The 25,087-nt window shown below is 42.4% G+C and carries 28 protein-coding genes; 16 read left to right on the top strand and 12 right to left on the bottom strand.

What is annotated here, in order from left to right:
- Positions 1-2 precede the first annotated feature (2 nt).
- The 8 genes from LS48_RS01655 to LS48_RS01620 are packed head-to-tail and all read right to left on the bottom strand — an operon-like array spanning position 3 to position 5,864.
- Positions 3-779, bottom strand: coding sequence for an ABC transporter ATP-binding protein (locus LS48_RS01655; protein WP_076692393.1), 777 nt, complete (start codon positions 777-779; stop codon positions 3-5).
- Positions 779-1,681: an ABC transporter ATP-binding protein gene (locus tag LS48_RS01650; RefSeq protein ID WP_062619302.1), complete on the bottom strand. Its 903-nt coding sequence runs from the start codon at positions 1,679-1,681 to the stop codon at positions 779-781. The genes LS48_RS01655 and LS48_RS01650 overlap by 1 nt, the downstream gene beginning before the upstream one ends.
- Positions 1,681-2,142 (bottom strand): OsmC family protein, encoded by a 462-nt coding sequence (locus LS48_RS01645; protein ID WP_062619301.1) that lies wholly within the window; start codon positions 2,140-2,142, stop codon positions 1,681-1,683. Before LS48_RS01645 ends, LS48_RS01650 begins: the two co-directional genes overlap by 1 nt.
- A gap of 12 nt (positions 2,143-2,154) precedes the next feature.
- Entirely contained in the window at positions 2,155-2,655 is a 501-nt protein-coding gene (locus LS48_RS01640; protein WP_062619299.1) for a hypothetical protein, read from the bottom strand.
- A 32-nt stretch (positions 2,656-2,687) separates the two neighbouring features.
- Entirely contained in the window at positions 2,688-3,071 is a 384-nt protein-coding gene (locus tag LS48_RS01635; RefSeq protein WP_062619297.1) for a VOC family protein, read from the bottom strand.
- A 22-nt stretch (positions 3,072-3,093) separates the two neighbouring features.
- A complete protein-coding gene (locus tag LS48_RS01630) occupies positions 3,094-3,981 on the bottom strand; it encodes an HlyD family secretion protein (RefSeq protein WP_076692392.1) in 888 nt (295 codons plus the stop codon).
- Positions 3,982-3,990: 9 nt separating this feature from the next.
- Positions 3,991-5,253: a TolC family protein gene (locus tag LS48_RS01625; RefSeq protein WP_062619293.1), complete on the bottom strand. Its 1,263-nt coding sequence runs from the start codon at positions 5,251-5,253 to the stop codon at positions 3,991-3,993.
- Positions 5,250-5,864, bottom strand: coding sequence for a TetR/AcrR family transcriptional regulator (locus tag LS48_RS01620; protein WP_062619291.1), 615 nt, complete (start codon positions 5,862-5,864; stop codon positions 5,250-5,252). The genes LS48_RS01625 and LS48_RS01620 overlap by 4 nt, the downstream gene beginning before the upstream one ends.
- A 252-nt stretch (positions 5,865-6,116) precedes the next feature.
- Between LS48_RS01620 and LS48_RS01615 the strand changes: the two genes are divergently transcribed.
- The gene (locus tag LS48_RS01615) at positions 6,117-6,749 is read left to right on the top strand and encodes a putative periplasmic lipoprotein (RefSeq protein ID WP_062619289.1); all 633 of its coding nucleotides are present in this window, start codon (positions 6,117-6,119) and stop codon (positions 6,747-6,749) included.
- Here LS48_RS01615 and LS48_RS01610 read toward each other — a convergent pair whose 3' ends face one another.
- Entirely contained in the window at positions 6,750-7,577 is an 828-nt protein-coding gene (locus LS48_RS01610; RefSeq protein WP_062619287.1) for a universal stress protein, read from the bottom strand.
- A gap of 224 nt (positions 7,578-7,801) precedes the next feature.
- Between LS48_RS01610 and LS48_RS01605 the strand changes: the two genes are divergently transcribed.
- The 8 genes from LS48_RS01605 to LS48_RS01570 all read left to right on the top strand — a co-directional run bounded on the left by LS48_RS01605 (position 7,802) and on the right by LS48_RS01570 (position 15,173).
- A complete protein-coding gene (locus LS48_RS01605) occupies positions 7,802-8,311 on the top strand; it encodes a c-type cytochrome (RefSeq protein ID WP_062619284.1) in 510 nt (169 codons plus the stop codon).
- Positions 8,312-8,381: 70 nt separating this feature from the next.
- Positions 8,382-8,960: a fasciclin domain-containing protein gene (locus LS48_RS01600; protein ID WP_062619282.1), complete on the top strand. Its 579-nt coding sequence runs from the start codon at positions 8,382-8,384 to the stop codon at positions 8,958-8,960.
- Between the two features lie 34 nt (positions 8,961-8,994).
- Entirely contained in the window at positions 8,995-10,962 is a 1,968-nt protein-coding gene (gene nosZ, locus LS48_RS01595) for a Sec-dependent nitrous-oxide reductase (protein WP_062619280.1), read from the top strand.
- A 211-nt stretch (positions 10,963-11,173) separates the two neighbouring features.
- Positions 11,174-11,785, top strand: a complete 612-nt coding sequence (locus tag LS48_RS01590) for a hypothetical protein (RefSeq protein WP_045080011.1) — start codon at positions 11,174-11,176, stop codon at positions 11,783-11,785.
- Between the two features lie 26 nt (positions 11,786-11,811).
- Positions 11,812-12,249 carry a nitrous oxide reductase accessory protein NosL gene (locus LS48_RS01585; protein ID WP_045080010.1) on the top strand — a complete coding sequence of 146 codons (438 nt, stop codon included), beginning with the start codon at positions 11,812-11,814 and terminating at the stop codon, positions 12,247-12,249.
- 258 nt (positions 12,250-12,507) lie between these two features.
- Positions 12,508-13,701 (top strand): nitrous oxide reductase family maturation protein NosD, encoded by a 1,194-nt coding sequence (locus LS48_RS01580; RefSeq protein WP_062619762.1) that lies wholly within the window; start codon positions 12,508-12,510, stop codon positions 13,699-13,701.
- Positions 13,688-14,398 (top strand): ABC transporter ATP-binding protein, encoded by a 711-nt coding sequence (locus LS48_RS01575; protein ID WP_045080009.1) that lies wholly within the window; start codon positions 13,688-13,690, stop codon positions 14,396-14,398. The genes LS48_RS01580 and LS48_RS01575 overlap by 14 nt, the downstream gene beginning before the upstream one ends.
- Positions 14,391-15,173 carry an ABC transporter permease gene (locus LS48_RS01570; protein WP_045080008.1) on the top strand — a complete coding sequence of 261 codons (783 nt, stop codon included), beginning with the start codon at positions 14,391-14,393 and terminating at the stop codon, positions 15,171-15,173. The genes LS48_RS01575 and LS48_RS01570 overlap by 8 nt, the downstream gene beginning before the upstream one ends.
- 200 nt (positions 15,174-15,373) lie before the next feature.
- On the opposite strand, the gene LS48_RS01565 is transcribed toward LS48_RS01570, so the two are convergent.
- The 3 genes from LS48_RS01565 to LS48_RS01555 form a co-directional block, all read right to left on the bottom strand.
- Positions 15,374-15,655, bottom strand: coding sequence for an addiction module antidote protein (locus LS48_RS01565; protein ID WP_062619278.1), 282 nt, complete (start codon positions 15,653-15,655; stop codon positions 15,374-15,376).
- Positions 15,656-15,659: 4 nt separating this feature from the next.
- Entirely contained in the window at positions 15,660-15,911 is a 252-nt protein-coding gene (locus LS48_RS01560) for a type II toxin-antitoxin system RelE/ParE family toxin (protein ID WP_235810994.1), read from the bottom strand.
- Between the two features lie 116 nt (positions 15,912-16,027).
- Positions 16,028-18,085 (bottom strand): acetate--CoA ligase family protein, encoded by a 2,058-nt coding sequence (locus LS48_RS01555; protein ID WP_062619275.1) that lies wholly within the window; start codon positions 18,083-18,085, stop codon positions 16,028-16,030.
- Positions 18,086-18,199: 114 nt separating this feature from the next.
- Between LS48_RS01555 and LS48_RS01550 the strand changes: the two genes are divergently transcribed.
- The 7 genes from LS48_RS01550 to LS48_RS01520 all read left to right on the top strand — a co-directional run bounded on the left by LS48_RS01550 (position 18,200) and on the right by LS48_RS01520 (position 25,084).
- Positions 18,200-18,670, top strand: a complete 471-nt coding sequence (locus LS48_RS01550; protein WP_062619272.1) for a c-type cytochrome — start codon at positions 18,200-18,202, stop codon at positions 18,668-18,670.
- The gene (locus LS48_RS01545; RefSeq protein WP_062619270.1) at positions 18,660-19,985 is read left to right on the top strand and encodes a cbb3-type cytochrome c oxidase subunit I; all 1,326 of its coding nucleotides are present in this window, start codon (positions 18,660-18,662) and stop codon (positions 19,983-19,985) included. The genes LS48_RS01550 and LS48_RS01545 overlap by 11 nt, the downstream gene beginning before the upstream one ends.
- Before the next feature lie 6 nt (positions 19,986-19,991).
- Positions 19,992-20,918, top strand: a complete 927-nt coding sequence (gene nadA / locus LS48_RS01540) for a quinolinate synthase NadA (protein ID WP_062619268.1) — start codon at positions 19,992-19,994, stop codon at positions 20,916-20,918.
- Positions 20,918-22,483 carry an L-aspartate oxidase gene (gene nadB, locus LS48_RS01535; protein WP_062619266.1) on the top strand — a complete coding sequence of 522 codons (1,566 nt, stop codon included), beginning with the start codon at positions 20,918-20,920 and terminating at the stop codon, positions 22,481-22,483. Before nadA ends, nadB begins: the two co-directional genes overlap by 1 nt.
- Position 22,484: 1 nt before the next feature.
- Positions 22,485-23,081, top strand: a complete 597-nt coding sequence (locus LS48_RS01530; RefSeq protein ID WP_062619264.1) for a thioredoxin family protein — start codon at positions 22,485-22,487, stop codon at positions 23,079-23,081.
- A gap of 198 nt (positions 23,082-23,279) precedes the next feature.
- Complete coding sequence (locus LS48_RS01525) at positions 23,280-24,548, top strand: acetyl-CoA hydrolase/transferase family protein (RefSeq protein ID WP_062619262.1); 1,269 nt, start codon at positions 23,280-23,282, stop codon at positions 24,546-24,548.
- A 107-nt stretch (positions 24,549-24,655) separates the two neighbouring features.
- Positions 24,656-25,084, top strand: a complete 429-nt coding sequence (locus LS48_RS01520) for an RrF2 family transcriptional regulator (RefSeq protein WP_062619260.1) — start codon at positions 24,656-24,658, stop codon at positions 25,082-25,084.
- Positions 25,085-25,087: the final 3 nt, after the last annotated feature.

Here is a 25,087-nt window from a genome sequence, read left to right as displayed (position 1 = left end):
TTTTAATTGCAATCGGTATTTTCTCTTTTTCCTTTGGGAAGGGTCGGGGATGGGATTCTCGCTAATTTCAAAAACACATCGTTCATCGAATCAACTTTAAATTGTTCCTTCAGTTTCTTCGGTGTGTCCAGGGCTTCAATTTTTCCTTCCACCATTATTGAAACGCGGTCGCAGTATTCGGCCTCGTCCATGTAATGCGTGGTCACGAAAATGGTCGTGCCTTGGTCGGCGGCTTTATAGATCATTTCCCAAAACTGTCTTCGGGTAATGGGGTCCACACCGCCCGTGGGCTCATCCAAAAAAACAATCTTGGGGTCGTGCAAAAGCGAAACCGAAAACGACAGCTTTTGTTTCCAACCCAAGGGTAGGGAGCCCACCAATTTGTTGCTGATATTTTCCAGGCCCAATTCTGAAATCAATTGCTCCCTTTTCTCTTTTATTTTTTTTCTCGACAACCCATAGATCCCTCCAAAGAATGTGATGTTTTCCTTTACGGTTAAATCGTCGTAAAGCGCAAATTTCTGGCTCATGTAGCCAATGTTCTTCTTGATGGATTCCGGTTGGGAATACACGTCAAAACCCGCAACAGTAGCTTCACCCGAGGAAGGCTTTGAGATTCCTATAAGCATTTTCATAGCCGTGGTTTTTCCTGCGCCGTTCGCTCCCAAAAACCCAAAGATTTCACCTTTTTTGACTTCAAAACTGATTGTGTTTACAGCTGTGAAATCACCAAATGTTTTGGTTAATTGATTGACTTCTATTACATTTTCTTCTTTCATTACCGCGCTAACTCCATAAAGGCATCCTCTATATTTGCTTTGGTAGATTCTATGTGAATAGCTGTTAGGCCTTCTTTTTCCAGATAGGATTGCAAATCGGCCATTTCAAATGAATCCCTCTTGTCGGTGTAGTGCACAAATTCGCCAAACGGAAAGACGCTATATACGTGCTCGTATTGTTGCAGCGACTGTATCAATTTGTACATATTATCTGCGCCAACATTGTAAATGGTTTTTGGGAATTGGCTTACAATGGCTTTGGGGGTGTCGATTTCCAAAATCTCACCGCTCTGTATCAAGGCAATCCTATCGCATAATGCAGCCTCGTCCATATATGGGGTTGAAACCAATATGGTAATTCCCTTTTTTTGCAAGCGTTTCAACATTTCCCAAAATTCCTTTCGCGAAACGGGATCTACGCCAGTAGTGGGTTCGTCCAAAAAAAGCACTTTCGGTTTGTGGATCAAGGCGCAGGAAAGGGCGAGTTTTTGCTTCATCCCGCCGGAGAGTTTTCCTGCGCGCCTATCTTTAAAGGGTTTTATTTGAACGTAAATATCCTCGATCAGATCGTAGTTCTCTTCAATCGTTGTCCCAAAAATAGTGGCGAAAAACGTCAGGTTTTCCTCCACCGTCAAATCTTGGTAAAGCGAAAAGCGCCCGGGCATATAGCCCACGGCCTTGCGAATGACCTTATAATCTTTTACGACATCAAATCCGGCAACGGTGGCCGTGCCTTCATCGGGAATCAACAGCGTGGTCAAAATCCTGAAAATGGTGGTTTTCCCAGCGCCATCGGGCCCGATTAGGCCAAAGAGTTCGCCCGGATTCACATCAAACGAAATGTCCTGTACCGCTTTTACCTTTTTATAGGATTTGCTGATATTGCTGAGGGAAATACCCATTACGCTTCAACTTTGACGGTGACTTCCATCGTAACCTTCGATTTTATTGAATTAGAGATCAAACAAGCCGACTCCGATTTTTGAAGGATACGCTCCGCGCGTTCGCGATCCTTTTCGTCTTTAATGGTTACGGTGGGTTCCAGAATTACTTCGGTCATTGCATATTTACCGTCTACTCTTTCCAGTACGCCTTTCGATTTGCAGCTGAAACCCGAAAATTCCAATTTTGAGTTTTCGGCAATTGCCAAGAAAGTGGTCATCAAACAACTGCTCACAGAGGCTGTAAAAAGATGTTCGGGCGACCAGATATTGGGCATTCCCTTTGGGAATTCGGGTGGAGTGGCCACCTCGATGCAATTGGCCGAATGCGCATTGCCCTCAGCTAATTCGGGCGAGCACATCATTCCCTTCCGGTCCTCGTGCCAGGTAATATCTACGTTATAACTGTGTTTTTCCATCATTCTAAATATTTCTTATTGAAAATAATCGTAATATCCTTCCAGATTTTCTTGAATGTTCGCGGTAACTTCAGCCCCTTCATCTGTGCTTGAAACCTTTCCTAAAGCCTCAATTTTTTCGATAAGTGGATGTAGAAAAACGTGTAGGTTGTCGTGCGAGGGACCTTCCATGGTACATTTTTTTACCACATAATTTTTTTCCTCGTTCAGTTTTGAAGCAAGCGCGTGGTAATCTTCCACGGTTTTGGGGTCGCTGGATTTTACCAAATTGAGCATTTTGTCCACCCCTTCAGTTGTTTCCAGATTGGCTTCCCATTTGTTGCCATTGTTCAGTTTTATCTCGTTTACCCAGGCATTGCCCATCGCGTGGGTTTCAGCAGCCATTTCTTCCAATTCATGTTCGTGGACTCCTTCAGTCGTTTCAACGGTGTCAGTATTTTCGTGCTTGTGTTTTGTTTCGTTGCAGCTTATTAATAAAGCTGAAAGAATTGCTAATGATAAGATTGTTTTTTTCATAGTATAAATGTTTAGGGTTTATAGTTTAGGATTTATTTTTTTGTGGCGAAAGCGATTACATGCCCGTCCAAATCGGCGATGTATCCCACGGTATCGCCCCAATTACGTGCTTGCAGTTCACTAATCTTCTTTCCGCCCAATTGGATTGCCCGCTCAATAAAGTCTGCGGGGTTTGATACCTTTAAATATAATTCACAACGCGGGATGCCGTTAGCTTTTTTGGGATGCGGCATTGCCGGGCCAAGAATGTTCGAAATACCACTTTCCGGCATCACCCCCAGTTTGACGGTTTCCGAAAGGTTGAATTCCGTCATTCCCGGCACGTTCAAACTCGGACTTGTTTTGAGGAGTCCCTCGTAAAATTCCGCGCTCCGGGCCTGATCAGCGACATAAAGAATAAATTCAATTGTTTCCATAATTTTATATTTTCTCAACCGACTACCGACTATCAATCCACATCTCCGCCGGCATCCCGATTTTTAGACTACCGTCGTTTTTTACCGTTACCTTTACCGCATAAACCAAATTTACCCGCTCCTCCTTGGTCTGGATTATTTTGGGGGTAAACTCTGCCGAAGCCGAAATCCAACTTATGGTTCCTTGGTAATCTTTCATTTCTTCACCGGAATCAATTTTTACTTTTATTTCCTGCCCAATTTTAATGTTTGGGAGCTGCGTTTCACTTACATAAACGCGCAGGGTCATTTCTTCCAAATCGGCGATTTTGTACAGCGGTTTTCCAAAGGAGACAATTTCGCCCGGCTCGGCATATTTGGTCAGGACCGTGCCTTTTATCGGGTTTGTGATTTTGCTTTTAGCAATCTGCTCTTCAATTTGCGCTACTTTGGCATCTATGGATTTTACCTCATTCACGATAGGCGCATTTTGGGTTTCCACGTTTTGTATTTGCTTTTTCAAAACGTCCACTTGGCTGTTGGCCTGGTCCAATTGGCGCTTGGTGGCAGCGTTTTCGGCAAACATATTTTGGATGCGTTCCTGTTCGGTTTTGGCGGTCTGCAATTGCTCGTTCAAAACGCTTACTTGCGACCAAACGCCTCCCGATTTTGATGCCACCGTTTCTTTTTGGGCAAGCAGTTGTTGCTTGTTCAAATAAAGTTGAAGGGTATCAACAAGGCCTACCGCGGTTCCTTTTTCGAGAACCTGTCCTTCCTCCACGTTCAGATATTCCAGTTTTCCGTTTGCTTCGGAAGAGATTGTGATTTCCGTAGCTTCAAAATTGCCGTATCCATCGGCTTTTTCGCCGTTGGAGCAAGAGAATAAACTTCCGACCAAGCCTGCCAAAACCATTGTTTTTATATTTTTCACCCTAAATATTTATTTAAAATCCCCTTTTATTATTCTATAATTTGCCTTCGCCAGCGCCAGTTGTAACTCGTGCAATTGTTGGTCGATTTTTGCTTCGAATAGATTGTTCAGTTCCGTGATATATTCCGAAGAAGTGATGGCGCCATTTTGTAATTGTGAAGTGGTAGCCTGTAAAACTTTTTCGCGCAGTTCAATAATTTCTGAGTCTTTCCGAAGCATGGCCTCGTATTTATCGATATCGCTTTCGGCCTCTTTCTGCTGCATTTCGTTGTTGAGTAAAAAAGTTTCTTTTTCGGTGGAAACAATTTCCTTTGAAATATCGACGGTCTGTTTTTGTTCCTTGGTTTTGCCCCAATCAAATATGTTCCAATTCAATTTTAGACCGACCATATAGAAATCCTGAAAGGAATTGTCCAACATATTCAGTCCCGGATTGCCATAGCCAGCCTGTGCAAACCCCAACAATTTTGGGAAGTTGCTTTTTGAAATGACTTCTTTTGAAGTTTCCAGTTGCTTTTCCTGCAGATTGAAAAGCTCCAATTCGGGTCGCTGCGACTCGATTTCGGGAGCTATGAAAATGGCTGGCTTGGCCAAGATTGTGTTGCTGTCCAAATCCTGAAAAACCAATAGCGATAGGTTTTTCAACGCTTTTTGTTTATCGAAATTAATCTGCGAAAGTTGTTGCTCTAACTTGAGCTGTTCCGCTTTCAACAGTTGTTCGGAAGCGGGAAGGACCGCGCCGTATTTTACGCCTGTATTTATTTCTTTTAAACGCGCATCGAGCACCTCCATCTTTGAAAGGAGCAATTTTTCCTGTTCCTGAAAGAGCAAAACACTGAAATAATTTTGGTTGATGCGGTTTTTTAAAGTGTAAAGATTTACCGCTACCTGCTGTTGCTGTGCGGCGAGTTCGGCGGTTTTTAGTTTTGAGTTTGCGGCGATATTTCCGCCGTTATAAATCAATTGGTTGGCGTCCAGCGTGGCGCGGTACTGGTCTTTGTTGGGCGGCTCTATTGTGGAATTCGGTATTGCAAGCGGCAATTCAATAACATCCGATTGGTAGGTTGCCTGCGCGTTCAGGTCTAACTTTGGGAGTTTTCCTTTCTCCAAGATTGCAATTTCAGACTGTGTTTTTTCTTCCAATAAAACCGTCTGTTTTGCCAATGGATAATTTTTTTCCGCTAGAACGTAGCACTCTTGCAGGGTGAGTGTTTGCTGAGCAAATGCCACAAGGGGAGTGATAGCAAAAAATAGAAATAGAAAGTTTTTCATTTTTTAATTGAATTGATAATAAACTCCGAAACCGCGGTTTTGCGCTGCTCCATCAATTGTTTAAAGCCTTTATCGTCAAATTTTAAAAATCCTTTTATCAAAGGAGTAGCCACAAAAGGAAAAATATTCAACGATATAATATTGATGAAAAGTTGCTCTCCATTTATTGGTTTCAAAATGCCCTTTTCCACTTCTTCGTTCACTTGATTTTTAAATTTTTCCAGTGTTGGAAAAGCAGCGTTTTGTTGAATTTTTTCAAAAAACTTTGGGTTTCTGTTTAATTCCTGAATTATAAAATTTGGCAGGTAAGGATGCTTTATTATAAAAGAAATGTAATTGTGCGTGAAGTTTTTCACCTTCTCTTCAATCGAGGAATCATCGTTCAGAATTTTATTGAGCTGCGGTGCCAAAAGGGAAAAGGCATTGCTGAAAACCGCTTCAAAAAGCAATTGTTTGCTTCGGTAGTAATAGTGCAGCATCGCTTTGTTGATGCCTGCCGCATCCGCAATTTCCTGCATTCGTGCGCCGTCCATTCCCTTTTTTTGGAACACGTTTTTTGCAGCGTCCAATATCTGTCCTTCGGTGTCTTGATTTTTATTTGTCTTTGCCATATTTCAACTTTATGGTTTAACCATTTGGTTAACAAAAATACATAATATATCTTTACACAAGTTGTTTTCTAAAAAAAATTTAAAATTATTCGTTAGAGATTGATGAATGTCATATCTGAATTTTCTGAAATACTTTAAGTTTATAGCTTCTTTTGGGAATATTTCAAAATTTGAAAAAAGAGAAACGTATATTTACGAATAGGTTATTAAGAGGGTGTATAATACTGTTTATTAAATAATTAATAAAATATCATGAATAAATTATTGGCCACAGCATTTTTTATTTTTTCTCTATACGGTTGTTCCAGCAGCCGTTTGGTTGATGAATATAGAAATGCAGAAACTCCAAATTTTCAAGCCAATAAAGTGTTGGTGGTTGGTTTAACATCAGACCCGGTATTGCAGCGGCAATTTGAGTACAGCTTGCAACAAGCCTTGGAAACGGAAGATGTGATTGCGGTAAAAAGCGTTGATTATTTTGAAAGTACCTTTTCTGAAAATAATCAAACTGAAGAAAATTTAAAAAACATTGAAAATGAACTTCTCACCGCGGGGTTTGATGCTGTGCTCTTTTCAAAAGTTACCGGGCAGGAAAGCAAGGTAACCATTGGGCAATCCTACCGAAATCTTACAAAGTCATTTGAATCTTTCAGTGATTATTATACTGAAAATAGGCCCGTTTACGGTAATGAACAGATTGAGGATTACCCTGTTTATAATACGGAAACATCATTGTATTGTCTCTGCCCCGGCAAGGAGCGCGATTTAATATGGCGCGGAAAGATAGACATTGTGAATCCGCCCGGAGCTTCTTCCACCATTCGCGATTATGTAAAAACACTCGTGCAAACGCTTAAAAAGAATAATCTTTTGATTGTGAAATAACTACTCATGAAGTACCAAAAGCGGTACAAGGGAACCGTAATTTATTTTTGAAGTCTCTGAACCAAAGATAAAGCGGTCAAAAAAACTTTTGCGCTCCACAATCAAGGCGTGAAGTTGAACGGGAATTAACTGCTCAAAAGCATTGATGGCCATTGAGGCAGGAATATTTTTAATGGAATAACGTTCAAAACCTATTTCTTTAAAAACTTCCTCGGTATGGTTTCGTTGTGAGGATAGTTCTATATCTTCTTCCTCAATTTCAAGAATTTTCAACGAGGCATTGTTTTTCTTTAGTATTTCAGAAATAATGTTGAACGATTTGTTCGCTACATCATATTGATAGTTTAGCGAGAGCAAGATTGCATTAATTTTTTCAAATGTATAGGCTTCGGGAACTATGAGAACGGGACAATCAACGTTTCGTATAATTTTTAAGGTGTTACTTCCGAAAATAACTTCTGCAGCACCTGTGGCACCGTTAGAGCCCATCAGTATTAATTCAATATTGTTTAGCGCTACGGCTTGGTTAACAGCATCAACGATATTGTCAAAATCTATTTTAGGAATAAAAGTGAAATCCTCTCCTTCAGAAATTGATTTACAAAATTGGACCAATTTTTCAAGCTCCTTTTTATTGTCGTTCAAAATACCTTCATAGACCGATGTGCCGGGAGCGCCGTAAAGCACATCGGCAGTTATATACCCAGAAGGTTTTTGCGAATTGAGAACGTGAAATGTACACTTTTCGCCTTCAAAAAACTTCAGCGCATACTTAATTGCATTCTTTGAGTTTTTCGAAAAATCAGTGGGCAAAAGTATATTTTTCATCTTTTTAGGGTTTCTTCAAAATTAATTTTTATGGGTGACATGTAAAATGATTTTCCTCATATTTTAAACCGTAGAGTACAAGAATCTTTGTACTGCTAAGAGGATTTTTTAATAGCTTACTTCGAAGCAAAAAAAAGAGATTAAATTATCCCGTATATGACAAAAATCATATTATATCTCTCTCTTGCGTGCTAATTTTGTCCCATAAATTAATTCAAACAACTATGAAAATTATAATGAAATCACTGGCCGCAATTGCAATCGTAACCTTGATAAGCTGTGGCGGAAAAGAAGAAAAGAAAAGCAATGATATCCAGATTGGACAGAAGCCAGCGGCAACCGAAGCTTCTACTGAAACTACCAATGCTTCATCTGATGTAAAACCATCAGAATCGGTGGATCTTACCAACAAGGGGATTGGGCCTATTAAGAACTTAGAACTTCCCGCTGAAATTGATCAAGCGATGGCAGCAAAGGGAATGGAGGTTTACAAGACAAAATGTATGGCCTGCCATAAACCGGACAAAAAATTCATTGGTCCTGCGCCAACAGGTATTTTGGAAAGACGTACCCCAGAGTGGATTATGAACATGATCCTAAATCCTGAGGAAATGACCAAAAATGACCCACTGGCAAAAGCACTTTTGATAGAATTCAACGGATCGCCAATGGCCAACCAAAATTTGACGGAGGAAGAGGCAAGACAAGTATTGGAATATTTTAGAACTCTTTAATATATATACTTAAACAACCAACCCCCTTGCAGGGCTTACGGTCCTGCAAGGGTTAAAAACCAAGATCAAAATGAAAACAACAATTAAACTGCTATTTGTTTCAGCTGCAATGCTCGTGTTTTCAGCTTGCAAAAACGAAACTAAAACCGAAGGGGATACAACCGTTGTAGAAAATTCCGCAACTGCCAATTCCGCTTCTGAACGACAAGGTCAGGCCTTTATAGAAGGTGATGAATCTACGCCCAATATTCTTCAGATAGCCATTGACTCCCCAGACCACACCACACTTGTGGCAGCGGTACAGGCAGCCAACTTGGAAAATGCTTTGGTAAACGCAGGTCCGTTAATGGTCTTTGCGCCTACAAATGCTGCTTTTGAGGCACTTCCTGCGGGAACTGTTGAGAATTTGCTTAAGCCTGAAAATAAGGATCAACTTGCCGCTATCTTGAAAAATCACGTTACGCCAGGCAACTACTCCAAAGACTTTTTGAAAAAGTTTAAAAAATTGGGGCAGGCTGGAGGACATGATGTAACCGTTGAAACAAAAGGAGATGACGTATATGTAGGCGGCGCCAAGATTATAGCGAGCGTGCCCGCCGGTAACGGAATTATACATGTAGTTGATAAGGTAATCTTGCCTGCAAACTAAACAATCGAAAAACTTAAATTAAAACAATAGAAAAATGAAAAAAGCAATTAATATTTTAGTTTCCCTTGTTATGGTCGCCGGTTTGGTGAGCTGTAATAATGGGGAAAACAAAAAAGGCAGTAAGGGGCAAGGCGGTCTGGCCACCAATGCCGCTGAAAAAGTTTACGTAGCCCCGGGCGAACACGATGAGTACTACGCGTTCTTCTCTGGAGGGTATAGCGGTAACTTAACGGTTTATGGACTTCCTTCTGGACGTATGTTCAAGGAGATTCCGGTATTCTCGCAATTCCCAACCAGTGGTTACGGATATTCTGAGGAAACAAAGCCTATGTTTAATACATCATTCGGGTTTGTGCCTTGGGACGATTCCCACCACCCCGATATTTCACAAACTGGTGGTAAACTGGACGGCCGATGGATTTTTATCAACGGTAACAATACTCCACGTATCGCCCGTATTGATTTGGAAACTTTTGAAACAGTAGAAATTATTGAGTTGCCAAACAGTGCAGGTAACCACAGTTCTTCCTTCATTACTGAAAATACAGAATACGTTGTAGCCGGAACCCGTTTCTCAGTGCCGGTACCACAACGCGATATGCCGATTAAAGATTATAAAGGAAACTTTAAGGGAGCGCTATCTTTCATTAGCGTTGATCAGGAAACTGGTCGTATGGGTATTAAGTTCCAATTGATGATGCCCGGTTTTAACTATGACCTTTCGCACCCTGGACGTGATAAATCCCACGGTTGGTTCTTCTTTACTACCTATAACACCGAAGAAGCGAATACATTGATGGAGGTAAATTCATCACAAAATGATAAAGATTTCATTGCCGCCGTAAACTGGAAGGTAATTGAAGACTATGTGAATAACGGAGGAGGAACTAAAATGCCTGCCAACTACGCTCACAACGTGTACGATCACGACACACACTTGGCCACAAGTACTATGGAAAAAGAGGTGTTGACGGTAGATCCTACCAAGGTTCCCGGTGCAGTATTCTTTTTGCCAACACCAAAATCTCCACATGGTTGCGACGTAGATCCAACAGGAGAATATATAATAGGTAACGGTAAACTTTCTGCCGACCTTACAGTACACTCTTTCACCAAAATGCTTGATGCTATCGAAAACAAGAAATTTGACGGCGAAGCTTACGGCATTCCAATCTTAAAATTTGAGGACGTACTTGCAGGTACCGTGAAGCAGCCAGGCTTAGGCCCATTGCACACTGAGTTTGACGGCAAGGGAAATGCTTATACCACTTTCTTTATCTCTTCTGAAGTTGTAAAATGGAAACTCGGAACTTGGGAAGTATTGGACCGCCAGCCAGTTTTCTACTCCGTAGGTCACGGGATGATCCCCGGTGGAAACTCGAGGGAGCCATTTGGAAAGTATTTTGTTGCAATGAACAAGATTACAAAAGACCGTTACTTGCCTACAGGACCAGAATTAGAGCACTCCGCACAGTTGTTTGATATTTCAGGCGACAAAATGGAACTGTTGCTGGATTTCCCAACGCACGGAGAGCCACACTACGCTGCCGGTATTCGAGCAGACATCCTGAAGAAAAACTCTAAACAGTTTTACAAATTGGCAGACAATAAAAACCCATACGCCACACTTTCTGAAGCTGATGCTCGTGTAGAGCGCAAGGGCAATGAGGTTCACATTTATATGACTACCATCCGTAGCCACTTTACCCCAGACAACATTGAGGGCGTAAAAGTAGGGGACAAGGTATTCTTCCACATAACAAACCACGAACAGGATTTTGATGTACCACACGGGTTTGCAATGATAGGCGCAAATAACGCTGAATTGTTGATAATGCCTGGACAGACCAAAACCTTGGTTTGGGAACCAAAACAGGTGGGAGTATGGCCGTTCTATTGTACAGATTTCTGTTCTGCACTTCACCAGGAAATGCAAGGATATGTTCGCGTAAGCCCGGCAAATTCCAATATGGAACTGAGTTGGTCTTTAGGTGAAGATTAATTAAGAAGTTTTTAGTTGTGGAAATACTAGATTAGTGATTGATAGTATTTTCAAAGGAAAGACGGGGGTTGTTGATTTCCCCCGTCTTTTAAAAAAAATTGACGAAGCAGTCTTTCTTCCATTCAATATAAAATCAGCATCGCACTATCTGCACAAATGCTTAAACCCAAAAACCAACCGCACGGACGTTTAAGATTTAAAATTCAAAAAAATGAAAAAAGCAGGAATAATAATGATAATTGGCTCCTTGCTGCTATTGGGTCTCTTTAAATTTCCATTGTGGAATATTATGCTGGGCGCCCCCCAATATCCCGAACCGCTGGGAATGGATATTTATATTGAAGGAATAGAAGGCGTAAAGGAATTTGACATTCAGAACATTGATGGCCTAAACCATTATATCGGAATGAAGACCATCCCAAAAGCAGAAGATATGTGGGAATTTGAAGTCTTTCCTATCGTAATAGGCGCGATGGTCGCTCTGGGCGTAATTATAGGAATACTGGGTTTCTTCGGAAAAATCAGTTATAAATGGTTCCTTGGCTGGTTCGTGTTAATGTCTGTATTGGGCATTTTAGGAATGTACGATTTTAACCAATGGCTTTTGGAATACGGAACTGATCTAGATCCAAAAGCAATCATGAAACTTTTGAATCCCGATGGCACACCAATGACCTACAAACCACCCTTATTAGGGTATCAAAAAATGCTGAATTTTGATGTGGATTCGTGGCCAGGAACAGGTGCCTATATGATCTTTGCGGGAATGATGCTTACCGTAGTAGCCTTTTTTGTTGGAAAAAAGGAATATAAAAAAGCTTAAAAATTCAGCACTAAAACAATAGTATTATGAAATATTTCATTTTCTTGGGTATAATCTTTTCTTCAATCTTGGTTTCGTGCAATATAAGCCCGCAACAGATTGAATACGGAACAGATGCCTGCCATTACTGCAATATGACAATCGTGGACAGGCAACATTCCGCTCAGTTGGTAACAACAAAGGGCAAGGCCTATAAATATGACGCCATAGAGTGTATGGTCCATTCCTTACAGGATGAGATGAAAGACACCGAAATGGCCCTGTATCTGGTTGCAGATTTCAACCAACCCGGACAATTGATGGACGCCACAATGGCCTCCTACCTTGTGAGCGATCAGATTGCGAGCCCGATGGGTGCGAATCTTTCGGCTTTTGAAAATGAAAATTCTGGACAAAAAGCACAGGAAAAATTCACGGGAGAACTTTTCTCTTGGGAAGAAATCCAAATTCACTTAAAGCAATAACAATTAGTAAAGTTAGGATGTCAGCGAGTTTCTTCAAAACTTTATTCCCCGAAGAAACTTGCTGGAATCTAACAGTCCGTCTATTGCGCGGAACGTTTTTTCAACTTGTTCCGTTTCCTTTAAATTCAGTATCTTCCGTTATTTTTATAAAACCCGTTCACGGCAAATGCTCCGGTATTGCCAAATTTTGAAACTATTTTGAAAAAAACACTTCACATATTTACGCTGGTTATTTTGCTTTTTGCAACCGCTGCCGCTATGGGCAAGACCATAAATGTTTGCAGTACCTGTGAGGCTAAAACAATTCAGGAAGGTATAAACCAAGCCTCAGATGGCGATACAGTTTTGGTGAAAAAGGGAATTTACAAGGAAGTAAATATTATAGTGGACAAAAGCATTATTCTACTAGGCGAAAACCTGCCAACCATCGACGGAGAAGACAAAGGTGAAATCATTAAGATAGTGGCCGACAACGTTACGGTGGACGGTTTCAAAATTATAAATGTCGGCACCAGCTATACCTCGGATTACGCCGCCATTCGCGTAATTAAAAAGAATGGGTATCTCATCCAAAATCTCCAGCTTGAGAAACTTTTCTTCGGAATTTATCTGGAAAGGTCCGATAACGGAAAAGTGTTAAACAACACCATAAAAGGCGATGCCATTAACGAATACAATTCCGGCAACGGCATCCAACTTTGGTATTGCAACGATGTTGAGGTGCGCGGTAATGACGTGCAGAACGTTCGCGACGGGATTTATTTGGAATTTTCAGACAATATAAGAATCAGCCACAATCTCAGTCGGAACAACCTGCGATATGGGCTGCACTTTATGTTCAGCAACAACGATATTTACGAGTACAATACTTTTGAGAACAATGGAGCGGGCGTGGCCGTGATGTTTTCGAAGTTTATAGAAATGAAGAACAACGTCTTTAAGGAGAACTGGGGCACCGCAGCATTCGGTCTTTTGCTAAAAGAAATAAACGATGCCACTATCTCCAACAATGTTTTTAAGGAAAATACCGTGGGAATCAATCTTGAGGGCAGCAACAGGGTAACCTATCACAACAACGATTTTATAAGCAACGGTTGGGCCATAAAGGTGCGTGGTGCTTGTTATGCCAATTCCTTTAAAGAGAACAACTTTCTTTACAACTCTTTCGATATTTCCTATAACAGCAATATAAACGACAATGAGTTCGACAATAATTATTGGAGCAATTATACGGGTTACGACCTTAACAAAGACGGAATTGGCGATGTGCCCTACCGTCCGGTAAAACTGTTTTCATATATTGTTAACCGTACTCCGGAAACCATCATTCTATTGCGAAGCCTTTTTATAGACATTATTGATTTTTCAGAAAAAGTTTCCCCCGTTTTCACGCCCGATAATTTGGTGGATGAAAACCCAAAAATGAAGCCCATAAAACATGATAGAAGTTAAGGATTTACATAAAAAATTTGGCAAGAACGAAGTGCTCAAGGGCATCGACCTCAATATTGAGCGCGGTGGAATTTTCTCTGTCCTTGGGCCAAACGGCTCGGGAAAGACCACCCTCATCAAATGTATTTTGGGAATGGTACTGCCAGATTCCGGAGCGATTTCCGTAGATGGAAAACCGTTGAAAAACAATTTCAAATACCGAAATGAAATTGACTATTTACCGCAAATAGCCAATTTCCCCGGCAACCTGAAAGTGAATGAGCTTATCGCGATGATCAAGGATCTGCGCGATTCAAAAGCTACCAAGGATGAAGAGTTGATTGAGCTTTTCAAGTTGCAACCCTTTCTCAATAAAAAATTGGCAAACCTTTCGGGCGGCACAAAACAGAAAGTGAATTTGGTGCTTACGTTTATGTTTGACAGTCCTCTGATAATTCTCGATGAACCAACGAGCGGCCTCGATCCCATCTCGCATCTGCGGTTGAAGAACTTGATTTTTTCCGAAAGGGAAAAGGGAAAAACCATTTTGGTCACCTCGCACATTTTGAGTTTTGTAGAAGAAATTGCCGACGAGATAGTTTTTCTTTTGGAAGGAAAAATTTATTTTAAGGGAACCATTACCGAACTGAAAACCAAGACCGAACAACCCGATTTTGAACACGCCATAGCCTCCATTTTATCCTCAAGTTATGCTTAAGATACTAAAATACAGTTTTTACGATTTAATGCGAAGCCGCTGGAGCTACGTATATTTTCTGTTCTATTTACTGCTGGGCGTGGTGCTCTTATTTTTGAACAACGACCTCTCAAAAGCGGTGATAACCCTAATGAACGTAATTATCATTTTGGTACCGTTAATCGGCACTATTTTCGGGGTGATGTATTATTACAATTCCCGTGAATTTACGGAGCTGCTCTTGGCACAGCCCGTAAAACGGAGCTCCATCTTTTTGGGGCAATATTTTGGAGTCGCCACCTCGTTGGCGATGAGCTTGGTGATTGGCTTGGGCCTCCCTTTTGTTTTCTACGGAATTTTCAACAGCAATGCCATTTGGGATTTTACACTTCTGCTGGTTACAGGCGGATTTCTAACCTTTATTTTTACCGCACTGGCTTTCGTTATAGCCCTTTCCAATGAAAACAAAATCAAAGGTTTTGGTTATGCCATTCTGCTTTGGTTGTTTATGGCCGTAATTTATGACGGTATCTTTTTGATGTCGCTTTTATATTTTGAGGATTATCCGCTGGATAAGTTTTCACTCATCGCAACCATGCTGAACCCAGTAGATCTGTCGCGGGTTTTGATACTTTTAAAACTCGACATTTCGGCATTATTGGGCTATACCGGTGCGGTATTCCAAAAATTCTTCGGCACCAGTTTTGGACTGTTGCTTTCCTTTGCGATGCTAATTGTTTGGGTAGTTGTGCCGACCTTCTTTATTTGGCGCATAGCGAAGCGGAAGGATTTTTAAGAAGCGCGATAAATTTAGTTTGGCATAGATTGCCGTCATTATTTTGGTATTGTAATTTTTAAATTTATTGGCGTGGCATTCTTTTTTATGGAGCTTAAAAAGGCGAATGCTTTTTGGAAGGTGCTGCTCGTGGCGTTTTTGACGCTATTGCTTGTTGTGGTTTGGGCGGTTTAGAAATTATTATCCATTAAAATGCCATCTTATTGAACCGGATTAATCTGTATCTGTCCTCCAATCGCTTTTAATACTTTCATAACCGTTGCAAACTGTGGTTTGGCTCCATCTGATAACGCCTTGTACAGGCTGGGTCTGCTCAGGCCAGTTTCCTCGGCTATTTTTGTCATTCCAATAGCTTTTGCAATTTGTCCGATCGCGGTAATCATATCGTCTGTATCTCCTTCTTCCAATACAGTATTGAGATATTCCGCAATCATCTCGTTATTGTCTAAATAATCTGCAATGTCAAATCGTGAAGTGTCCATTGTGCTACTGGTTTAATTTTTTCCAAATTGTTTTTGCCTTTGCAATATCTCTTTGTTGGGTTGATTTACTGCCACCGATAAGTAAAAGAATTATTTTGCCATCGACTTCTTTGAAATAGACCCTGTAGCCTTTCGCGTAATTTATCCGCATTTCCATTATTCCTTCGCCCACAGATTTACAATCGCCAAAATGGCCATCGCTTTCAATTTTTTGAATTCGGAAAAGTATTTTTGACTTAGCTTTAAGGTCTTTCAACTATCCAAGCCATTTATCAAATTCAATAGTCTTTTCAATAAAATACATCTTGAAAACAGTGTATCTATTCGGATACAAAACTACAAAATTTTTATTGAATAATTTGCTGAATTTATTTAATGACCCACCCGCACCCGCGCATCCACGGCAACAATATTTTTCCGGGTGCCAATCAACGGATTGATGTCCATTTCGGTAATTTCCGGGGCGGCCTCCACCAAAGCCGAAAGCCGTTGGATGATTTCCACAAACTGGTTTTCGTTAACGCCCTCTCGGCCCCTCGCACCCTGAATGAGTTTATACCCGCGAAGCGATTGTACCATTTGCTGGGCTTCGTTGTTTGAAATAGGGCTTAAACCTGCCGAAACATCGTTTAGCACTTCTATAAAAATCCCGCCCAAACCGCATAGAATGGTGTGGTTGAAACCCGGCTCCTTCATTACGCCCACAAACAATTCCAGTCCCGCCAGTTGCGGCTGCACCATTACCGCCGTTGCTGAATCTATTTGCATTAGCCTATCAAAGGTTTCCGAAACTTCTTCTTTTGAAGTAATGTTCAGCACCACGCCTTTTGCGTCGCTTTTGTGGAGCGGGCCCACGACCTTCATCACCACAGGAAATTCCAGGGAATCCATCGCGGCGAGCATTTTTTCCTTTGAATTTTCCACCAGTTCCGTAACCCGTGGAATTCCTGCCGCATCCAACAGCTTCTGCGTTTGGGCGGCATCCAAATAACCTTCGGAAGCCGTATTGATAACGCCTCGTATTTTTTCGATGTCAATTTTCGGGAGTGAAATTGCTTCGGAAACAGGTTCGGGCGTATTGAAAACCTGGGAGAGGGCTTTCCCCAAAACCACTTCATCGGGGAAGTTGATGTGTCCTTTCTTCAAAAACGATTGGATTTCGCGCTGTGCGTTTATCACGGAAGGCAGCACGGGAAAAATGGGCTTGTTGCAGATTTCGAGCTTCACGCTCAATACATTATAAACATTTTCCACATCAAAAAGTCCCGGACTGCCGAAAACCACGGCCATCGCGTCTATGTTGTCAAATTTGTGTTCGCAATAATCGATGATGATGCCCAATTGTTCGGCAGTGCCCGTGGCCAAAAAATCGATGGGGTTGGCTACGGAAGAGCCGGGGTAGAGGAAGGTTTTCAGCTTTTCGGCATCAGGCCCGGATATTTCGGGAACTTTTAGGCCGCCTTTTGAAAGCTCATCGGCCAGCATCACCGCCGAACCGCCGGCGTGGGTAATGATGGCAATGTTTTTCCCCTCCAGTTTTTTGTAGTTGAAAATGGAGGCCACGCTCAGCAGTTCCTCGCGGCTGCTGCAATACACAATCCCCGCTTTGTGGAACAGCGCGCGCACCGTCATATCGCTACTGGCAATGGCGCCCGTGTGCGAAGTGGCGGCGCGGCTGCCTTCGGCGGTGCTTCCTGCTTTAATTGCTGCAATTTTCGCACCTTTTTTTATGAGGGACGAAGAGTGTTTCAACAGCTTTTGCGGGTTGGAAATGGTTTCGAGATACAACAGTTTTATAAACGGGTCTTTTTCGGCATCGAAGTTTTCGTCCATATATTCCAAAATATCCTCAACGCCCGTCTGGGCTGCATTTCCAACGGAAAATACGTTCGCGAAGGAAACGCCAAGCGCCATGCCTGCCTCCATAATAAAGACTGCCGTGGCGCCCGACCCCGAGATGAGGTCGCATCCCTTTGGGTTGAATTGCGGCACGGGAGCGGTAAAAACGCCTTTGTAATTTTCGGTGATTACGCCGATGCAGTTTGGGCCAATCAGGCAACCATCAACCGAATTGACCGTAGAAACTATCTGCTGCTCCCATTGTTTTCCTTGTTCACCAGCTTCGCCAAAACCTGCGGAAATGATTATAAAAGCCTTCGTATTTTTTTCTTCAGCTAAAATTTTAACCGTTTCGGGACAGTATTTTGCGGGAATGGCAAGAATGGCGAGGTCGGTTTGGGGAATTTCCATTACTTCAGAAAAACTTTTTATGCCCTGAACTCTTTCTTCCTTTGGATTCACCGCGTAAAGATTTCCCGCAAACCCTCCGGCGAGAATATTTTTAAGCATATTGCCACCGGGTTTTCTGGTGTCATTCGAAGCACCGATTATGGCGATACTTTTCGGATTTAGTAGTTGGTTGTTGACCATATTTTTTTAGAAATGAAGTTGAAATGCAAAGTGAATTCGAGGGATTTTTGGGAAGTACGAAATTAAAAGATGTTTAAGTCCTAAAAACTGATAAATATCATATTTCGCACAGCAGTGAAAAGGTATTTTTATGCCCAAATAATTCAAATTGAAATGGTCTCCAATCCAAGGCCTTATATTTTTATTATGGCGATTTTGCTCGCCCTTTTCGGCTTTTATAACTATGTAATCTATAATACCGACGGCTACGTGGCCGTCGAAAAGTTATCCCCAGTGGCAGTGAAAGGCCAGCAGCTGTTCCAAAGCAACCGTTGTTGGTCCTGTCACCAATTGTACGGTTTGGGCGGGTATTTGGGCCCCGATTTAACCAACGTTTATTCTACAGAAGGCAAAGGCCCAAATTATATTAAAGCGTTTTTGAACAGCGGAGTGAAGAGTATGCCGCAGTTTCATTTTACCGAAGAAGAAAAGGATGCCCTCGTGGAATACCTGAAACAGGTGGATGAAACGGGCATTTACCCCAATTATGACGCCGAGATCGAGGCCACGGGCTGGGTTAAAATAAAGTATCGAAATGAAGAATAAAGTGCCGCTCTATTTCTTGTTGTTTGCGCTAACGGCCCTGTTTTTGGGGATGCTTTTTGGGTTAACCGCATCGTTTCAATACCTCTTGCCCGATTTTTTAAAGGAAACGGTGCCCTTCTCCAAACTGCGGCCCTTTCACGTTACTTCGGAAACTTCGTGGATTGTGCTCGCCGCCACTGGCAGCATCTATTTCTTTATCGCTTCGGTTGAAAAATTTGAGCTTTTTTCGCGCAAATTGCAATCGCTGCATTTCATACTTTTCCTGTTGACGGGTGTTGCCATTTATTTCTCTTTTGCTTTCGATTATACCGAGGGGCGCGAATATTTCGCATTTAAACCCATTTTGATGATCCCGATTTTACTGGGCTGGGTACTTTTCGGCATCAATTATTTCAAAACGCTTTACACCAATATGAAAGGCTGGCCCGTCTATTTTTGGATGTGGGGCACGGGCATCGCCTTTATGTGCTACCATTTGATGGAGGCGCATTTTTGGCTGTTCGATTTTTTTAGGTTGAATTTCATCAAAGATTTCGCCGTACAATGGAAATCAACCGGCTCGTTTACGGGTTCGTGGAATATGCTGGTTTACGGTATTTCAATTTATTTGATGTCCAAAATCAAAAAGGATACCGACGTGGCTACCAATAAAATGGCGTTTTTCTTCTACTTTTTGGGACTCACCAATTTGATGTTCGGCTGGGCGCACCACACTTATTTACTGCCCACACAGCCGTGGATCCGCTACGTTGCCTATGCGATAAGTATGACCGAGTGGATTGTTTTGGCGTCGATCATTTACAATTGGAAACGCTCTGTTTTAAAGGTAGAAAAGGAAAACCACCCCATGGCCTATCGGTTTTTGCTGGCCACCGATTTTTGGATTTTTATAAACATTATTTTGGCGCTGTTGTTCTCCATTCCCGCCATCAATTTCTTTACCCACGGCACGCATATTACGGTGGCGCATTCTATGGGGACCACGATCGGCATCAACACGACGATACTTTTTTCGGCGCTGTTCTTTATCGCGCAACATTTGCGGCCAAAGCTGAAAATGGACACCCGTTGGGTAATGCGGGGTTTTGTGGCCTTTAACATTTCGCTGTTTATCTTTTTCGTTTCCTTGATAATTGCTGGGGCCAAGCGCAGCTACTGGATGTACGTTTCTAAGGAAGGATCGTTTGCGGAAATGCAGGATTCAATCGTGCCGTACTATATTTCATTTTTCATCTTTGGAATAGGGATTTTTGTTTCGCTATTGATTGTTGCAACGCCTATTTTCAAAGCATTTCTTCAAAAAATTAAAACTTGATTCCCGATGGATTTACATCAAAAAATAACCGAATTGAAAAAGCAGAAAAACGCCGTAATCCTAGCGCACTACTATCAAGTGCCCGAAATTCAGGAAGTGGCAGATTATGTGGGCGACAGTTTGGGCCTTTCGCAAAAAGCTGCGGAAACGGATGCCGAAATGATAGTTTTTGCTGGCGTACATTTTATGGCCGAGACGGCAAAAGTTTTGAACCCCGACAAAAAAGTTTTGTTGCCCGATTTAATGGCCGGTTGCTCGCTGGCAGATTCGTGTCCGCCAGACGCTTTCCGGAAATTGGTGGAGGCGCATCCGGACCATGTGGTGATAACCTATGTGAATTGTTCTGCGGAAGTGAAGGCCTTGAGCCATATTATCTGTACCTCTTCCAATGCCGAAAAAATCGTGAATTCCGTGCCGAAGGACGTTCCGATTATTTTTGCGCCCGATAAAAATCTGGGAAAATACATTCAGAAAAAAACCGGTCGGAAAATGCTGCTTTGGGACGGCGCCTGCATTGTGCACGAAGCGTTTTCGATGGATAAATTGCTGAAACTTTACAAAGAGCACCCCGGTTCGAAAATCATTGCGCACCCCGAAAGTGAGAGCCATATTTTGGAGACCGCTACCTATATCGGTTCCACGGCGGGCATGATTGATTATGTGAAAAAACACCCTGCGGAAAAATTTATAGTCGCCACCGAAGCAGGAATCCTTCATAAAATGCAACAGGAAGTACCGCAAGCCGTGTTGATTCCCGCGCCTGCGGAAGAGGACAACACCTGTGCATGCAGCGAATGTGCGTTTATGAAGATGAATACTTTGCAGAAACTCTACGACTGTCTGTTGCACGAAACCCCGCAGATAGAAGTTTCGGAGGAAATACGGAAAAAAGCCATTCTGCCCATTGAGCGGATGCTGGAACTATCGAAATAATGCTGGAAACCAATTTTTTGATTATCGGTTCGGGCGCTGCGGGCTTGACGCTTGCGGTGAAACTTGCGGCGGAATTTCCAAAGAAAAAAATCACCGTTGTAACCAAAGCGCACCAATCGGAATCGAACACCAAATATGCGCAGGGCGGTGTGGCGGCAGTTTTCGACTTAAAAGAAGATTCCTTTCAAAAACACATTGAGGATACGCTGATTGCGGGCGACGGACTTTGCGACAGAGCTGTTGTGGAAATGGTCATAAAAGAAGGCCCAAAAAGGTTGCGGGAACTGATGGCGTGGGGCGCCAAATTTGACACCGACGCCGACGGCGAACTGACGCTCGGCAGGGAAGGGGGCCATTCCGAATTTAGGGTAATACACCATAAAGACACCACGGGCAACGAGATAGAGCGCACGCTTTTGGAACGCGCCAATCAACTGCCGAATATAACTTTGCTGCCACATCATTTTGCGATAGATTTGATTACGGAACACCATTTTTCAGAAAACAAAACTGAGAACCTTTCGTGTTACGGCGCCTATGTTTTGGACCAGATTTCCGGGAATATTTTTACGATAAAGGCCGACTGCACCACGCTGGCTTCCGGCGGAATGGGGCGGGTTTATGGGCACACCACCAATCCGGCCGTTGCAACGGGCGATGGCATAGCGATGGCCTATCGCGCAAAGGCGCGCATCCAAAATATGGAGTTTATACAGTTTCACCCCACCGCGCTTTACGACGGAAACAACGGCGCTTCCTTTTTGATTTCGGAAGCGGTGCGTGGCTTTGGAGCATTTCTTCGGAATAAAAAGGGCGAACGGTTTATGTTGAAATATGACGAACGCGGCGAATTGGCTTCCCGCGATATCGTTTCGCGCGCCATAGATTCCGAGATGAAAAAATCGGGCGACGAGTGTGTTTTTCTGGATTGTACGCATTTGGATAGTGACGATTTCAAAAAACACTTCCCAACTATTTACGAAACTTGTTTGCAGCGAACCATCAATGTGGCAAATGATTGGATTCCCGTAGTGCCCGCATCGCATTATTTGTGCGGCGGGGTGGTTGTGGATATGGATGGAAAGACTTCGGTGAAAAATCTTTTTGCCTGTGGCGAATGTTCATATACAGGTTTGCACGGCGCCAATCGGTTGGCATCCAACTCGTTGCTGGAAGCTTTGGTATATGCGGACTGCATTTTTCAGTATCTTTGTAAACATAAGCCATCCCGCACGACCAAAGCCATTCCGGAATGGAATGACGAAGGCACAGTTTTATTGAAAGGCTCTGAAATCCTTCAGCAAAAAACGGAGCAATTGCAACGGTTGATGCGAAGATATGCAGGCGTGGTTCGGAACAATAGCGATTTAGAAAAAGCGTCGGCACAACTGGAAATTTTGTATTTCGAAATGGAAGCACTCTACCAAAAACACAAATTGAATACGGCGCTCTCAGAGCTTCGCAATATGGTAAATGTGGCGCATTTGATTATTCAGCAATCCCTGAAACGAAAGGAAAATCGTGGGGGATATTTCAATGAAGATTATAAAAAAGTAAAAAAATAAGATGAAAAATTTAATAGAAAACTCCGTAAAAAAAGCAATGGATTATTCCGAATACAACTTGCTTTTCAAACAATTGGTGGCGGAAGACCGCACCACTGGCGAAGAAACCCAAGAAAAGATTGATTATACAAAACTGAATTTTAGCCGAACCAAGCGACTGGACAAAACCGCTGAAATTCCAGAAGAAAGTTTGGAGGTTTTCAAAAACATTTCTGAAAAACAGACGTGGCTGGTAATCAGCGAATCGTGGTGCGGGGATGCGGCGCAAACGCTTCCATTCCTAAACAAGATTGCGCAACTTTCGGAAAACATCGAGTTGAAAATCGTACTTCGCGATGAAAATCCGGAATTGATGGATGAATTTTTGACCAATGGTTCGCGTTCCATTCCCGTGGTTATTATCCTTGATGAAGATTTCAACGTAATTAATACTTTTGGTCCGCGCTCGAGGGCTGCGACAAAATTGGTTGCTGATTACAAGGAACATCATGGAAAAATTGACGACGCCTTTAAGGAAATGCTACAGGTGTGGTACAATAATGATAAGGGAATTTCAATAGTAAATGAACTTACCGAGTGCATCAAGGTTTCGGTCTGATTTTACAAGAACATTTGGGTGTTCTCCGTGCCTCCCTCTGTGAACTTTGTGGTTAAAAGTATCGACGAAAAAAACCACAAAGAACGCCAAGAATTGCACAGAGGGCACAGAGTGATATTGCGTTTTAAATCGTTAAAATCTGACTAAAATCATTTTAGAAGCAGATAAGATTCCCAACCTTTGCATAAAAATAAAATTATGCAAATCGTTTCCGCCCAAGAGGCCGTATCCATAGTAAAATCAAATAATCGCGTATTTTTTCAGGGCGCGGCAATGACGCCCAACTTGTTGATAGACACTTTGTGTGAGCGTTATCGCGAGCTGAAAAATGTTGAAATAATCCAAATCCATACCCACGGGGAAGCCAAATACACCCAAGCGCCTTACACGGAGGCTTTTAAGCTTTCCAGTTGTTTTGTGGGCAATAATGTTCGCAAAGGGGTCAACACGATTCACGGCGATTATATTCCAGTCTTTTTAAGTGAAATCCATTGGCTTTTCAGAAGAAATATTCTTCCGTTGGATGTAGCTTTCATTCAGGTTTCACCGCCGGATAAGCACGGGTATTGTTCGCTTGGCGTTTCGGTTGATGTTACCCTGCCCGCTATCCAGACTGCAAAACGTGTGGTTGCCCTCATCAATCCGAACGTTCCAAGAACCCATGGCGATGGCATTATTCATATAAATAATGTAGATTTCGGGGTCGAAATAGATACGCCTATTTACGCTTCAATTTTAGGAGAAACTTCTGAAATCGAGGCTACCATAGGAAGAAATGTTGCTGAATTGGTGGAAGATGGCGCCACTCTGCAAATGGGCATCGGCAATATTCCCAATGCGGTGCTACACAACCTGGGCAACCATAAACGATTGGGAATCCATACTGAAATGTTCAGCGACGGCATCCTTCCTTTGGTAGAAAAAGGAATAATTACCGGAGAGGATAAGGAAATAAAAACCGGAAAAATAGTTACCTGTTTCGCAATGGGAACCAAAAAATTATACGACTTTATTGACGACAACCCGATTGTGCATTTCAAGGAAGCAGGTTATACCAATGATACTGCCATTATTCGCCGAAACCCGAAAGTTACGGCCATCAACAGCGCCATTGAGATTGATTTGACTGGCCAGGTCTGTGCCGATAGCATCGGGATGTACCAATATTCCGGGGTGGGCGGACAGATGGATTTTATCCGTGGCGCCTCGCTTTCGGAAGGCGGAAAACCTATAATTGCGATGCCTTCGATTACCAATAAAGGAATTTCCAAAATCACCCCCTTTTTAAAGGAAGGCGCCAGCGTTACAACCACTAGGGCACACGTGCATTATGTGGTTACGGAGTACGGAGTGGTGAATCTCTTCGGAAAGGGATTGGAGCAACGTGCCAAAGCGCTTATTTCCATAGCACACCCAGATCATCGGGAAGCCTTGGAGCGCGAGGCTAAAAAGCGTTTTCACAATTAGAAAATTCAACCTGCTTGCCAAACCGAAAGAGGGGGCTGGCATTTTTTAAGATAGATTTATCCTTGAATAAATTTGTTATTACTTACTTTTGAAAAAAATAAATCTGTATGTTTTCAAAAGCGTGTGAATATGGTATAAGGGCGGTGCTCTTTATCGCAAAACAATCACAAAAGGATTTGCGTCCCAATATTACGGAAATAGCCAAAGCAGTTGATTCACCCGAACCTTTTACGGCCAAAGTTTGCCAACAGTTGGCGCGGGCCGGAATAATCCTATCCAAGAAGGGGCCGAATGGTGGATTTTATTTGGAAAAGGATTCAACTTTGAGATTGGCCGATATCGTTTCTGAAATAGACGGTGACCAAATCTTTACCGGGTGCAGCCTCGGCCTGCGCGAATGCTCATCGGAACATCCCTGTCCTGTTCACGATCAATTCATGGACGTGCGGAATGGTTTGAAGCAAATGTGCGAAAATACCTTGGTGATGAAACTTGCGGCTAATTTGGAAGAAGGCGAAACATTTTTGAAAATTTAGAAT

Origin of the sequence: Aequorivita aquimaris (assembly GCF_001573155.1) — a bacterium.
GTDB classification, from domain to species: domain Bacteria; phylum Bacteroidota; class Bacteroidia; order Flavobacteriales; family Flavobacteriaceae; genus Aequorivita; species Aequorivita aquimaris.
The sequence above is the reverse complement of the archived record's forward strand: the minus strand, read 5'-3'. Positions and strand labels throughout refer to the sequence as shown.

What these genes read in the sequence shown, in the direction of transcription:
- LS48_RS01585 (WP_045080010.1), top strand. Translation starts at nt 11,812, where the DNA reads ATGAAATATTTCATTTTCTTGGGTATAATCTTTTCTTCAATCTTGGTT.
- LS48_RS01530 (WP_062619264.1), top strand. Translation starts at nt 22,485, where the DNA reads ATGAAAAATTTAATAGAAAACTCCGTAAAAAAAGCAATGGATTATTCC.
- LS48_RS01590 (WP_045080011.1), top strand. Translation starts at nt 11,174, where the DNA reads ATGAAAAAAGCAGGAATAATAATGATAATTGGCTCCTTGCTGCTATTG.
- LS48_RS01575 (WP_045080009.1), top strand. Translation starts at nt 13,688, where the DNA reads ATGATAGAAGTTAAGGATTTACATAAAAAATTTGGCAAGAACGAAGTG.
- LS48_RS01640 (WP_062619299.1), bottom strand. Translation starts at nt 2,655, where the DNA reads ATGAAAAAAACAATCTTATCATTAGCAATTCTTTCAGCTTTATTAATA.
- LS48_RS01600 (WP_062619282.1), top strand. Translation starts at nt 8,382, where the DNA reads ATGAAAACAACAATTAAACTGCTATTTGTTTCAGCTGCAATGCTCGTG.
- LS48_RS01645 (WP_062619301.1), bottom strand. Translation starts at nt 2,142, where the DNA reads ATGATGGAAAAACACAGTTATAACGTAGATATTACCTGGCACGAGGAC.
- LS48_RS01580 (WP_062619762.1), top strand. Translation starts at nt 12,508, where the DNA reads ATGGGCAAGACCATAAATGTTTGCAGTACCTGTGAGGCTAAAACAATT.
- LS48_RS01570 (WP_045080008.1), top strand. Translation starts at nt 14,391, where the DNA reads ATGCTTAAGATACTAAAATACAGTTTTTACGATTTAATGCGAAGCCGC.
- LS48_RS01625 (WP_062619293.1), bottom strand. Translation starts at nt 5,253, where the DNA reads ATGAAAAACTTTCTATTTCTATTTTTTGCTATCACTCCCCTTGTGGCA.
- LS48_RS01655 (WP_076692393.1), bottom strand. Translation starts at nt 779, where the DNA reads ATGAAAGAAGAAAATGTAATAGAAGTCAATCAATTAACCAAAACATTT.
- nosZ (WP_062619280.1), top strand. Translation starts at nt 8,995, where the DNA reads ATGAAAAAAGCAATTAATATTTTAGTTTCCCTTGTTATGGTCGCCGGT.
- nadB (WP_062619266.1), top strand. Translation starts at nt 20,918, where the DNA reads ATGCTGGAAACCAATTTTTTGATTATCGGTTCGGGCGCTGCGGGCTTG.
- LS48_RS01520 (WP_062619260.1), top strand. Translation starts at nt 24,656, where the DNA reads ATGTTTTCAAAAGCGTGTGAATATGGTATAAGGGCGGTGCTCTTTATC.
- nadA (WP_062619268.1), top strand. Translation starts at nt 19,992, where the DNA reads ATGGATTTACATCAAAAAATAACCGAATTGAAAAAGCAGAAAAACGCC.
- LS48_RS01610 (WP_062619287.1), bottom strand. Translation starts at nt 7,577, where the DNA reads ATGAAAAATATACTTTTGCCCACTGATTTTTCGAAAAACTCAAAGAAT.
- LS48_RS01545 (WP_062619270.1), top strand. Translation starts at nt 18,660, where the DNA reads ATGAAGAATAAAGTGCCGCTCTATTTCTTGTTGTTTGCGCTAACGGCC.
- LS48_RS01615 (WP_062619289.1), top strand. Translation starts at nt 6,117, where the DNA reads ATGAATAAATTATTGGCCACAGCATTTTTTATTTTTTCTCTATACGGT.
- LS48_RS01650 (WP_062619302.1), bottom strand. Translation starts at nt 1,681, where the DNA reads ATGGGTATTTCCCTCAGCAATATCAGCAAATCCTATAAAAAGGTAAAA.
- LS48_RS01565 (WP_062619278.1), bottom strand. Translation starts at nt 15,655, where the DNA reads ATGGACACTTCACGATTTGACATTGCAGATTATTTAGACAATAACGAG.
- LS48_RS01555 (WP_062619275.1), bottom strand. Translation starts at nt 18,085, where the DNA reads ATGGTCAACAACCAACTACTAAATCCGAAAAGTATCGCCATAATCGGT.
- LS48_RS01605 (WP_062619284.1), top strand. Translation starts at nt 7,802, where the DNA reads ATGAAAATTATAATGAAATCACTGGCCGCAATTGCAATCGTAACCTTG.
- LS48_RS01620 (WP_062619291.1), bottom strand. Translation starts at nt 5,864, where the DNA reads ATGGCAAAGACAAATAAAAATCAAGACACCGAAGGACAGATATTGGAC.
- LS48_RS01525 (WP_062619262.1), top strand. Translation starts at nt 23,280, where the DNA reads ATGCAAATCGTTTCCGCCCAAGAGGCCGTATCCATAGTAAAATCAAAT.
- LS48_RS01635 (WP_062619297.1), bottom strand. Translation starts at nt 3,071, where the DNA reads ATGGAAACAATTGAATTTATTCTTTATGTCGCTGATCAGGCCCGGAGC.